Source organism: Clostridium sp. (assembly GCF_051654825.1).
GTDB lineage: Bacteria > Bacillota > Clostridia > Clostridiales > Clostridiaceae > Clostridium.
This window is the reverse complement of the sequence record NZ_JBOFYU010000117.1, coordinates 1-13,879: the sequence shown is the minus strand read 5'-3', so window position 1 is coordinate 13,879 and position 13,879 is coordinate 1. Positions and strand designations below refer to the sequence as shown.

6 protein-coding genes are annotated in these 13,879 nt (G+C 31.2%); 4 read left to right on the top strand and 2 right to left on the bottom strand.

The genetic code is table 11. The annotated features are described in order from the left end of the window. On the top strand, positions 1-2,642 hold a 2,642-nt coding region (locus ACRDBA_RS07180; RefSeq protein WP_438572245.1), incomplete at its 5' end, for a LamG-like jellyroll fold domain-containing protein. A gap of 358 nt (positions 2,643-3,000) precedes the next feature. Then, positions 3,001-7,062 carry an alpha-N-acetylglucosaminidase TIM-barrel domain-containing protein gene (locus tag ACRDBA_RS07175; protein WP_438572244.1) on the top strand — a complete coding sequence of 1,354 codons (4,062 nt, stop codon included), beginning with the start codon at positions 3,001-3,003 and terminating at the stop codon, positions 7,060-7,062. Between the two features lie 62 nt (positions 7,063-7,124). On the opposite strand, the gene ACRDBA_RS07170 is transcribed toward ACRDBA_RS07175, so the two are convergent. Further along, positions 7,125-7,337, bottom strand: coding sequence for a DUF378 domain-containing protein (locus ACRDBA_RS07170; protein ID WP_438572243.1), 213 nt, complete (start codon positions 7,335-7,337; stop codon positions 7,125-7,127). 169 nt (positions 7,338-7,506) lie between these two features. Here ACRDBA_RS07170 and ACRDBA_RS07165 point away from each other — a divergent pair, with 169 nt between their 5' ends. Then, positions 7,507-8,028 (top strand): fasciclin domain-containing protein, encoded by a 522-nt coding sequence (locus ACRDBA_RS07165; protein ID WP_438572242.1) that lies wholly within the window; start codon positions 7,507-7,509, stop codon positions 8,026-8,028. A 321-nt stretch (positions 8,029-8,349) separates the two neighbouring features. After that, positions 8,350-13,377 carry a glycoside hydrolase family 2 TIM barrel-domain containing protein gene (locus tag ACRDBA_RS07160; RefSeq protein WP_438572241.1) on the top strand — a complete coding sequence of 1,676 codons (5,028 nt, stop codon included), beginning with the start codon at positions 8,350-8,352 and terminating at the stop codon, positions 13,375-13,377. Between the two features lie 52 nt (positions 13,378-13,429). On the opposite strand, the gene ACRDBA_RS07155 is transcribed toward ACRDBA_RS07160, so the two are convergent. After that, on the bottom strand, positions 13,430-13,879 hold a 450-nt coding region (locus ACRDBA_RS07155), incomplete at its 5' end, for an FAD-dependent oxidoreductase (protein ID WP_438572240.1).

The following is a 13,879-nucleotide window of genomic DNA, read 5'->3' as shown; positions in this document are numbered from 1 at the left end:
TAGAAGTTAATAAGAATAAGTTAGAATTAATTTTAGGAACATCAGAAACATTAAGTGCTATTGTACTCCCTACTAATACTTTAAACTTAGGGATAGAATGGAGTAGCTCTAATAAGGATGTAGTTAAAGTAAATAAAATAGGTAAAGTTGAAGCTATTTCCATTGGAGAAGCTATAATTACAGTTAAATCAATTTATAATCCACAAATATTTAAAGAAGTTTCTGTAACAGTAAAGGAAAAAGATTTAACTAATAGCGCTATAGCTTATTATGATTTCGAAGATATAAATAATAATATAGTTAAAGATAAGTGGAACAATTATAATGGTGTGCTACAAGGGGCAGAAGTTATAGATGGTATTGTTGGAAAGGCACTTCAATTTAATGATGGTAATGATAATGTTACAATTAATAGCCCAGCTACATTAACAGAAAGTTGGTCTGTAAGCATGTGGGTTAAGAAAGGTGACATTAAAAAAGCGCCTGCATCATTACTATGGGATGGAAAGGATTTTGTAGATGAAGGTAAGGAAACTGGAACAGAATCTTTAGATATAGCAAGAAATACAGCAGAACAGTTAGGAGTACACTGCAAAAATGGTTTCTTTACATTTAGATATACTGTGCCAAAAGATGAATGGGTACATTTAGCTTGGGTTAATGATAAAACTCAAGGGTTAAGAATTTATATTGATGGAGTATCAACAGATATAAATCCATATACAAAAAATAATAGCTTAACACTTCCATTAAAAGTTATAGGTGGAAGAAATTTTGTAGGAGCTATAGATGAAGTTAAAGTTTATAATCAACCTTTAAGTAAGGCTGAGGTAGATGAACTTAGAAAGCTTCCAGGATTAAATGTAACTCCAGAATATGCTGAAGTTATGGTTGGGGAAGAAGTTAAAATTAATGCAGTATTAATAGGTGACTATGAGGATAAAACTATAACATTTGAAAGTAGAAACCCTGAAATAGCAACTGTAAATAATAATGGTATAGTTACTGGAGTAAGATTTGGAGATACAGAAGTAATTGTATCAAATCCAGCAACTGGATTTACCAAAATAGTAAGTGTTAGAGTAAATAAGGAGCTAAATGTTGGATATACAATACCTCAGTATGATTATCCAAAGGATAAGCAAATGGTAATCGATAGGGAGCCAGGACAATATTTAGGTCATCCAGATATGGTAGCATTAGATGATAATAATTTAATAACACTATACCCTAAAGGTCATGGTATAGGACCAATTATAATGAAAAAGTCATCAGATGGAGGACAGACTTGGTCAGATAGATTAGAAACTAATCCAACTTGGGAGGAATCTAAGGAAACACCAACAATTTATAAATTAAATATGACTGATGGTACAACAAAGTTAATTGAAATATCAGGAGCGCCTGGACGTGGTGGAGTAACTGGATGGATGTCATCTATTTCTGATGATAATGGTGAAACTTGGAGTGACTTTAAAAACTGGCACTCTGGTAATTCAACAATTGTGGCTATGGCAAGTTTAGTACAATTAAAAGATGAAAATGGAAACTTTATAGATAAGTGGATGGGTGTGTATCACAATGGATCTTATATAAATTATAAGAGTTATTTAACATTTGATAAGGATGGAAATGAGCAATGGAGCGTACCAGAACCATATTTATCAAAGTACAGAGATGTAGAAAGCCAATATCAAATATGTGAAGTTGGTATGTTTAGATCACCAGATGGTAAGAGAATTGTTGCATTAGCAAGAAGCCAATCACACATGAACTTATCAACAATGTTTTATTCAGATGATGAAGGGAAAACTTGGTCAAAACCAAGACCAATTCAAGGTGCGTTATTGGGAGAAAGACATAAAGCTACTTATGATCCTATAAGTGGAAGGTTACTAGTGACATTTAGAGAGATAATATTAGATTATGATAAAGATGGTCAAATTGAAAGTGGAGATTGGATGGCTGGAGATTGGATTGCATGGATAGGAACTTATGAAGATTTAATGAATGGAGAAGAGGGAGATTATCGTATAAGATTAGCAGAAGACTATACTCCATCAGCTAAATCAGGAGATACAGGTTATGCTGGTAATGTTGTCTTATCAGATGGAACATTTGTATTAAATAGTTACGGCTGCTTTGATAAAGAGGATCCTTACAACAATAATGGAGTTGGTGGATATAACACATATATCCTAGGAATGAGATTTAAGCTTGGTGAAATTGATAACGCATTAGGTTTAGTTAATAAGGATGAATTAAATTCAATTATAACAACAGCAGAATCACTAAAACAAAATGATTACTCAGCAGAAAGTTGGGCATATTTTAAGGCTGCTTTAGATAATGCTAAAATAGGAACTGAGAGGAATGACATTCAACAAAAGGAAGTAAATGATTTAAAAGTTGAATTAGAAAAAGCGATAGAATTATTAGAAGAAAAAGTAGAAATTAATGCTGATGTTAATAATGATGGAATCATTGATATTAGAGATTTAGCATTAGTATCTAAACACTATGGTAAAAATAGTGAGGATAATAAAGATGAGTGGAATAAGATAATTAGATTTGATATTAATAAAGACAATGTAATTGATACTTTAGATATAGAGTATATAACCAATTCTATACTACAATAAAATTATAAAATAATTTATGGGTCCATCTAGTAAATGATTTTTAATCATTTACTAGATGGTATCTTTTTATAGAAATCTATTGAAAAACAAAAAAGAAGTACTAGTGTTAGCACCCAAAAGTACTTCTTTTTTAATTTAAAAGGTTTGATAATAATAAAAGAAAAATTATTTTTATCACCATTATTATACAGTTGGTTTTGTTAAAATTACCTTACAACAAGGTTACAAATAAATTACAAGAACAATCTAATCTTACTAATTAATAACAATATCGTTACAGTACACTTACAATTATATACGTTAAATTAAAAATATGGTAATATCAGGTGGAGAATCAATATATTGGGAGGATGAAAAGATGATAAACAAAAAGGTAAAAAGTATAATTGCAGCTGCATTATCTGTTGGAATTTTATTACCTACAGTAATTAATCCCGTAAATGTAACTGCTAAGACAAATAGTGAAGTTGTTTCAAAGGAACAAAAGGAAGTTAACAAAGTTAATATTGCACAAGGAAAAAGAGTTTATGGAAGAGATGATAGCAAGAAAAATGTATTAAATAATGCTATTGATGGCGATATTAATACTTATTGGGATGGTGGACAATATCCATCATATTTAGAGGTAGATTTAGAAAAGGTTTACTCATTAGATTCTATAAATTTAGTTAATTATGAAGGAAATAATAGATATTATAATTACAGTATTTATGGAAGTACTGATGGTGTTAATTATGATAAGATTGCAGAAAAAACTAATAATAATGTAGCTACCAATACGGGAGATATATACGAATTTAGTAATACAGTTGAAGCTAGATATATAAGAGTTCTTATAGAGTATTGTTCTGTAAATGAGTCTGCTCATATATCAGAATTAAGAGTATATGGAGATGAAACAGATAAAGAAGGTTCAGTAGCACCTGAAATAAATATTCCTAAGTTTGAGGACACTGAATATGCAGCTCCAATAACTACAGAAGAAACCTTAAGCGATGTTTCAGGAATAGTACAAAGACAATTAGGAGCAGAATATGTAGATTGGTTTAACTTTACTATAGTTCCTGGCGAAAGTAATATGGATTATTTTGAAATCACTAATGGTGAAAATGGAAAAATAAATATTACAGGTAACAATGGTGTATCTTTAGCTACTGGTTTAAATCATTACTTAAAATATTTCTGTAATGTGCTAATAACTCAAACAGGGGAAGCAGTTAAAATGCCAGAAACAGCTCCAGCTGTAGATACTCCAGTAAAGAAAGAAAGTCCATATGAAAATAGATATGCTTACAACTACTGTACATTCTCTTATACAATGGCATTTTGGGATGAAGATGAATGGCAAAATGGATTAGATTGGTTAGCATTAAATGGTGTAAATCTTGTATTAGATGTAACTGCTCAAGATGAGGTTTGGAGAAGATTCTTAACTAAGCTTGGATATGATATGACAGAAATTAAAAACTGGTTAGTTGGTCCTGGTTATATGGCATGGCAACACATGGCTAATATGGGTACTTTCGGAGGACCTCTTCCAGATCAATGGTTTACTGATAGAACTGACCTTGCAAGAAATATGCAAAGAAAGATGAAATCATTAGGTATGGAAACTGTACTTCAAGGATATTCAGGAATGATACCAGCAGATATACAAGATAAGATTCCAGATTTAGAAGTTCTTCAACAAGGTAAATGGTGTGATTTCCAAAGACCTGCAATGTTAATGACTGATAGTGAAGATTATGATAGAATGGCAGCAATGTTTTATGAATGTCAAGATGAGGTTTATGGTAAGGATGCAACTAACTATTATGCAACAGATCCATTCCATGAAGGTGGAACAGATGGAGGAATGTCAAGAGCAACTATTTATGCTGAAATACTTGAGTCAATGAAGAGCTCAGATGAAGATGCTATATGGGTTATTCAGTCTTGGAGAGAAAATCCAGCTCAAGATGGTTTAAATGGAATAGCTAATAGAGATGATCTTTTAATATTAGATTTATATGCAGAAGTAGATCCAAGATGGGATGGTAGCTCACATGCATTTGGTCATACTTGGGATAGTGATGAATTTGATGGTACTCCTTGGGTTTGGAATATGTTAAATAACTTCGGTGGTAGAATGGGATTACATGGTCAATTAGAAACATTAGCTACAGAAATTCCAAAGGCTTTAAAGGTTACTTCAGCAGATGGACAATCTAAGATGAAGGGGATAGGTATGACTCCAGAAGCACTTGAGTCTAATCCAGTATTATATGACTTACTTTATGAGATGGCCTGGACTACAGAAGAAGTTGATGTTGATGAATGGTTAAGAGGCTATGTAGAAAGAAGATATGGTAAGTTTACAGAAAATGCTTATGAAGCTTGGAAGATATTAAATGATACAGCTTATGCACCAAGAAGTGACTTCCATGAAGGAGCACCAGATTCATTAATTAATGCAAGACCTAAGTTTGGTGTTACAGGAGCATATGCATGGGGAACTATTAACCCTAAATATGATAAGGTTGAATTAGAAAAAGCTATAGAACTTTTATTCTCAGATTATGATGAGCTTAAAGATAATGAAGGATATATGTATGACATTACAGATAGCTTAAGACAAGTTTTAGCTAATTCTTCAGCAGAATATTATAGAAAGTTTACAGCTTTATATAAGGCTGGAGATAAAGAAGGCTTTATTGAATATGCAGATAAATTCTTAGAGCTTATTAAATTACAAGAACAAATCTTAAGTACTGAAGATACATTCTTAGTTGGAAGATGGATTGAAGATGCTAAGGAAATTGCTTATGATGATTTCTCAAGAGATATGTTTGAAATAAATGCTAGAGCACTTATAACTACTTGGGGAGCTGTAAAGCAAGCAGAAGATGGAGCATTACGTGATTACTCAAATAGACAATGGGCTGGATTAACACAGGACTTCTATTATAATAGATGGGAAATGTGGATAGATTCATTAAAAGAAGCTATTGAAACAGGAAGTCAGCCTAAAAATATAAATTGGTTTGAAAATGATTGGAAATGGGTTTTAGATAATAAAGAATACACAACTGAAGCTTCAAACTTAGATGTAAAGGAGTTAGGAGAAAGAGTATTTGAAGAGTTTACAGTAAAAGATTTAAATAAGCCAACTTTAAATAAGGATAGCTTTAATAAATATAACCTTTCATACTTATTAGGAGTATCTAATTCAGCAGAGCTTCAAAGCAAAGTAACTACTTCAGGTGATGGAGAAGTATGGGGTAAAGGATGGAGAGCCTTTGATGGTGAAAGAGGTCAAAAGGACCAAGGTGGTAGATGGGTAACTAGAGTAATGTCAGATTTACCAGCTGATAAAGATGGAGTTAAAGAATGGGTTAGAATAGACCTTGGAGAAGTTAAATCAATAGAAAGCTTAAAATTATATTGGTATAAAAATGCAGGTGCATCTAGCTACAATATACAAATATCAGATGATAATGTAAATTGGACTACAGTATTTACTGAAGAAAATAGTGATGGTAACCTTGATATTATAAATCTTGGTAAAAAGTATAATGCTAGATATGTAAAGCTTGGAGTTAAAGATATTATAGATGGGCACAATGCTCAATGTGGAAAAGTTTCTTTATATGAAATGGAAGTATATGATCAATCATTAATTTCATTAAAAGATAAGAATGCTTGGGCTAATACATCACAAGCACTTATAGAAGATATGTTAGGGCCAGCAGAATTTGCTATTGATGAAAAGCCTTATACACGTTGGATAAGTCCTTGGGACAATCACCAAGAAGGGCCATATTATTTAGCTGTAAATTTAGGAGAAACTTATGTTTTAGATAAATATGTTTATGAGCCAATTCAAGTTTCAGACTTAGATCATTCTGCATTAATTGGAAATGCTATTAAATATGAATTATATGTTGATAATAGTGGAACAAATGTTAATTCAGTTAATGAAGAAAACTGGACTAAGGTTAATGAAGGTGTTTGGAATCCTAATATAGATGTAAAAGCAATTGAATTAGATGGTGTAGAAGCTAGTAGTGTAATACTAAAAATAGTAGATGGTATTAAAGATTCAGCTAACAAAAACTTTGGTTCAGCAGGTGAAATTGGATTAGTAGGAAGCAAAAAGCAACAAGCTGAAATTAAAGTTGAAAGTGTTTCAAATTTTTCAGCAACAGCATCAAATAATTCAGTAAACTTAACTTGGGATGCTCCTAAGAGTACTGTAGGATTAGTTGAATATGTTATCTATAAAGATGGTAAAGCTGTAGGAACTGTGCCAGCTGGAGAGACTAGCTACTCAGCGAATAATTTAAAAGCTAATACTATTTATGGATTTAAGGTAACTGCTAAGTATTCAAATAATGAAGAATCAAAACCAAAATCAATAAATATTAGAACAAAAAAATAATATTTAATATATAAAAAGAATTCTCTTAATAATTTAAAAACTATTAAGGGAATTCTTTTTAATTACATAATATTCATAAAATAAATAATTGCTAAGTAGATAGCAGATAAACCTACTAAACCATAAATAATTCGGCTAAAACCACTTAAGTTACCAAATTTACCGTCTCCAGCAAATATAGCAGCAACTAAGTCAAACTTAAAAAGACTAACTAGTCCCCAGTTTATAGCTCCAACAAGTACTAAAATAAGAGCAATGTTATAAATGATAGTCATGTATATTCCTCCTTTAAATTTAGTAAGATTAGTTTATGTAAATTAACTTAGATTATACAAATAATTAAGTAACTATATTTAACAATTAAATATATGAATAAAAAGATATGAATAAAATTATAATAAATATGTACATAAGTATTACAAAGTAAAATATGAGGTGAAACTAATGAATAAATTTCCAAAGATAATTAAAAAGATTATGGTAATGACTTTAATTTTAATTCTACCAATAACAAATACATTTACATATGCATTTGCTAATGTAGATGAAACTAAGGATATTGTAGATATCGCTATAGCTGATGGTAGATTTAAAACATTGGTAGAAGCTTTAAAGGCTGCTGATTTAGTAAACACATTAAAAGGAAAGGGTGAATTTACTGTATTTGCACCTACAGATGAGGCTTTTGCAAAATTACCAAAGGGAACTTTAGAAACTTTATTAAAACCAGAAAGTAAGGATACTTTAAAGGATATATTACTTTATCATGTAGCTAAAGATGATATAGAATCTGAAGACTTAATTAAGTTAAATGGAAAAGAAATTCCTCTAGCAAATGGTAAAAAAGCAAAAGTAACTATAAAAAATGGTGAAATTTTTATTAATGATGCTAAAATAATTATTAAAGATATTGAAGCAAGTAATGGTGTAATTCATGTTATTGATGCTGTATTACAAGCAAAATAGTTTTTTATTTACAATATATAAATATTATTATCAATTAAAAGCAAAACTCTTACATTTATTTAGATATAAATGTAGGAGTTTTTTACATTATGTTGGTATTTATATATAAAAATAATATAAATTAAATAGGAAAAATATGGTACAAATGTTATAATAAATTTAAATGAAAGCGCTTTCAAAAAAAGAGGTATTGTTAAGGGGGATTGATGCTTAGATATAAATGGTTATAAAGTGGAGAAATCCACAGTGTAAATATTATATTAAAGTATAAAAAGATTAAAAACTTTTACATTAACAAGATGTATTTGAGAGGGGATTGTTATGATAAAAAAGAAGGTTATGTCTTTAATATTAGCTAGCTCTGTTGCAATGTCATTAGTAGATGTTGGTGGGATAAACATTGTTAAAGCAGCAGACACGCAATTTAATGGAGAAGAATGGTACGACCAAATAAGTACTGTAGAAGTTAATCGTGAATTACCAAGAGCAACTTTTACACCATATGATACTGCTGAAAAAGCTTTAGAAAGTGAAAAATCAGTACTTGATGATATGGATGAAACTAGTTCAAAATGGCATCAAAGCTTAAATGGAACATGGGACTTTAAATATGCTGAAAAACCTGCAGACCGTGAAAATAATTTAAGAGGTGAAGAGGCTCAAAACTATAAAGAAGATTGGAATACAGAAGGATGGGACAAGATAGAAGTTCCAAGTAACATTCAAGTTCAAAGAGATGAAAATGGTGATTTTAAATATGATACACCAATTTATACAAATCAAACTTACCCATGGGCTAACTATGAATCAGTAAATTATCATACTAATGGTAACAATAAGCCTGTAGCTCCAACTGTAAAAAATAGTGTTGGGCAATATAAAAGAACATTTACTTTACCTGCAGATTGGGATGGAAGAGAAACATTTATATCTTTCCAAGGTGTTGAATCAGCATTCTATTTATATGTAAATGGAGAAAGAGTGGGATATGCTGAAGATAGCTATACTGCTGATGAATTTAATATAACTGATTATTTAAAACCAGGGGAAAATACAATAGCTGTTGAAGTATATAGATGGTCAACAGGAAGTTATCTAGAAAACCAAGACTTTATTCGTCTAAGTGGTATTTTTAGAGATGTATTCTTATACTCAAAAGCAGATGTTGAAATTCGTGATATCTTTGTAAAGACAGATTTAGATGAAAATTATGAAGATGCTGTCCTTACATTAGAAACAGATATTAGAAGCTTAAGTCCAGAAAAATCAGGCAAGTACACAGTAAAAGCTGATTTATATGAAGGAGATAGTGACCAAAAAGTTTGGGACGAACCACTAACTTATGATGTAAACGTTGAAGCTGGAAAAGCTACTGTTGAAGAAAGTGCAGATGATAAGGGACAATTAGGATCAGCTTCTAAGGAAGTTATTAATCCTAAGAAATGGTTTGCTGATTCACCTAATCTTTATAGATTATTAATTGAATTAGTAGATGAAGAAGGAAATGTAGTTGAAACAACTTGTCAAAGAATAGGATTTAGAGAAATTGACAAGGTTGATATAAATGAACAAGGTCAAGAGCAAGCTCAAATTAATGGTAAGAAAATCATGTTTAGAGGAGTAAATAGACATGAAACTGATGATATTAATGGTAGAGCTATTACTAGAGAAGATATAACAGAAGATTTAATGAAAATGAAGCAATTTAATGTTAATGCTATTAGAATGTCTCACTATCCAAATAATCCTTATACTTATGCTTTAGCAGATGAATTAGGGCTATATGTATGTGATGAAGCAAATGTAGAATCACATAAGGGAGCAACTGAAGCTAATATACCGTCAGGTGAACCAGAATGGAATAATTCAGTTATGGATAGAACAAAAAATATGCTTGAAAGAGATAAGAACCATCCATCAGTTGTTATTTGGTCATTAGGTAATGAAGCAACTTATAGAACTTACCCAATGAATGATACTTATGCATTATATAATGCTACTAAGTGGATTTTAGAACGTGACCCTTCAAGGTTAAGAAAGTATGAAAGAGATAATCGTTATACTAAGGGTGAGAGAGAAAACTCAATGGTTGATATCTATTCATCACAATATTGGGGAGTATCATCTGTAGTTGGACATGTAACTAATACTAATAATAAGGCACCTTATATTCAATCTGAATATGCTCATGCTATGGGTAATGGTTTAGGAAACTTTAAAGAATATTGGGATGTATTTAGAACTTATGAAAATGCACAAGGTGGATTTATTTGGGACTGGATTGACCAATCAATTTCAACAAACGTTAAGAATGTAACTAATTATTATGTTAAAAACTCAAATGGAACTGAATCAGAAATAAAGGGAACTTTAGAAGCAGGAAAAGATGAAGGTGGAAGATCATTAAAAGGAAAGGTATTTGTTCCTAGCGTAAATGCTAATAGCAATGCTTTAACTTTATCAGCAAATGTTAAGTTAGATGGATTTACAGGAAGTGACCAAGCTATTATTTCTAAGGGAGATAGCGGTTATAATTTAAAATTAACTAAGTCTAACAAAATTGAATTCTTTGTGGATGGATGGACTAGTGGTACATTAACAGTTGATTTCCCAGCAAGTAAAATGGGGCAATGGACTAATATTGTGGGAACATTTGAAAATGGAAAATACACTATTTATATAGATGGTGAAAAGGCTGGAGAAAAGACTATTTCAAGAACTACTCCAGTAGATACTGCAAGTCATAATATTGGAATTGGAGATGACCCTCAATATAATGGTCGTGTATTCAATGGATTAATTGATAATGTTATGGTTGTAAATAGAGCTCTTACTGAAGATGAGCTTAAAGGAAATAGTGAAGTTCCAGGGGAAAATGTAGTGTATTCAATGGACTTTAATGAAGATGAAATTAGAACAGAATCAACTAATTATCCAGAAGGAGAAACATTCTTTGGATATGGTGGAGACTGGGGAGAAAGAGTTACTGATAATGATTTCTGTGGAAATGGATTAATGAATGCAGATAGAACTCCATCAGCAGAATTATATGAAGTTAAAAAAGTTCACCAAGAAGTATCTTTCTATGATGATGGGAGAGCTAAAGATGGTGAAGTTAGAATTGTAAATGAATTCTTAAATACAAATTTAAATGAGTATAATATAAATTGGAAACTTTTAGTTAACAATGAAGTAAAAGTTAATGGGGAATTCTCAGAAGAGCAAAAAAATATATTACCTGGTGAAGAAAAGGTAATTAAATTAGAACTTCCAGATATGGAAATAGCAGAGGGTTCTGATTATATATTAGAATTTAATGTAGAATTAAAAGAAGACCAAGTTTGGGCTGGTGAAGAATATGGTCGTAAGGGAGACGAATTAGCCTTCGAACAACTTACATTAGAATATACACCAGAGGTAGCTCGTCCTGCAATTGATGTAAGTGAAGAATCACCAATAAATGTTGAAGAAACAGAATCTACAACAGTTGTTACTGGTGGAAAGGATGAAAAGGCATTCTCAGTTACAATTGATAAAACTACAGGATATATCACAAACTATACAGTTGGTGGAGAAGTTTTATTAAAAGAAGGACCAAAACCAAATTATTGGAGAGCAAAAATAAGTAATGACCCTGGATTTACAGAAGGTATGAAAAATGCAGCTGAAAACTTTAAGGTTGAAGAATACACTGTAGATGCTAAGGAAAAGGTTGTTTCTGTACATGTAGATGGAACTATCCAAGGTATAGATTCACCAAATACTATTGATTATGTTATTTATGCAAATGGAGATATTGTAGTAACTAATAGCTTTACACCAGCAAATACAAGTGCAGTAGGTGATATAGCTAAAGTTGGTATGAAGATGATAGTACCAGAAGGATATGAAAATATAACTTATTATGGTAGAGGGCCACAAGAAAACTATGTTGATAGAAAAACAGGGGCTAGAATAGGAGTATATAAGGATACAGTAACTAATACATTCGAAGACAAATATATTAGACCTCAAGAAAATGGAAATAGATCAGACGTTAGATGGACTACATTAACTAATGGAGAAAATGGAAAAGGTATAATGGTAGTAGCAGATGATACTATGAATACTAGTGCACTTCATTATAAGGGAGAAGACATTAATAAGGTATATAATAGTTTAGGTCACCCATATCAAGTTCCAACTATACAAGATACTGTATTAACAGTAGATGTAGCTCAAAGAGGGCTTGGAAATGCAAGTTGTGGACCAGGACCATTAGGAGAATATATCTTAAATAAAGGTCAAAACTACACTCATTCATTTAGAATAACACCAATTACAAATGAGGCTACAAGTGATAGTGAATTTGTAAATGCAAGAATGGAAAATAGTAAGTTAAATCCAGATTCAATGATGCCAGTTACTGGTATTACTTTAGATGGTGTTTCATTAGATGGATTCCAACCATTAAGAACTGAGTATGATTATAACTTATTTAATAAGGAAAATATCAAATTCCCAGTTGTAAATGTAGTTAAGACTAGTGATGATGTAAAAGTAGAAGTTACTCAAGCAACTAAGGAAAATCCAGTTGCTACAGTAAAGGCAACTTCACCTTATGGAATAGAAAAGGTATATACTATTAACTTTAACTTAGTAGAACACTTACATGTAAGTGATATGGAGTGGATAGTAGATAAGAGTGGATATAGCTCAAATAGAAGAGATGCTTGTACTTGTGGTGGAGCACTAGGAGTTTGGGTAGATGGAGTAAGAACACCATTTGAAAAAGGTGTTGGATCACATGCACCTTCTGATGTAACTATTAATGTTGAAGGTAAGGGAGCTACAAACTTTACTGCAGTTGCAGGTATTGGAATGGAACAAGGGGCAAATTCAAATGTTAACTTTGTAGTAAAAGTTGATGGTAAAGAAGTATTCCGTCAAAATGGAGTAATGTTTAAAACTTCAGTTCCTGTAGATGTAGATATCCGTGGAGCTAAAACAGTATCACTTATTACAGAAACTAATGGTGCAGATTCAAATGACCATGCTGTATGGGCTGATGCTAAATTAATAAGTGCTGAAGAAGATAAAGAAATAATAGTTTCAAAGGCTGAAAACCTAAAAGCTGGAGAAGTTACTTCAAATTCAGCAACATTAACTTGGAATGAACCAAAAACTACAGAAGGACTAGTTGGATATGTAGTTTATAAGGATGGAAAAGTTGTTGCAGAAGTAAATGAAACTACATTTAATGCAGAAGGATTAAAAGCTAATACTATTTATGGATTTAAAGTAGTAAGCAAATATTCTAATGGAGAAGTTTCAAAACCAGTTTCAGTAAATGTAAGAACAACTAAATAATATATTAAATAAAATAAGGGCTTACAATTAATTTTGTAGGCCCTTATTTTTATTATCTAGTATCATTATTGAAAAAATTCTTTAAATTGCTATCTATCACTCTTTTCTCTATCTCATCATTATTTGTAGTGTATAAATTTTTACTAATCATAATATCAAAGTATTCACCACCTGAAAAAGTATGTCTTACACCTTTTCCACCTTTTGTATTTAATCTTTCATTAGCATATGCAATTATATCTCCTATAGCAAGAGTTCTAGGTAGCTCAAACAAATCTTGTTGTAATGCAAACTTAACTGCATTATATCCTGCTAATGTTCCTGTTGCTATTGCCTCTGTATGTCCTACAAAGAATCCTGATTTTTCTCCAGCACAAAATAAGTTATCTAAGCCTGTTACCTTCATATTATTATCTCTTGGACTTGCTGCAATATATCTTATTGAGTTACCATTTCCCCCTGATAAGGGATCGATATACTTTGCATTTTCTAATCCTTTAAT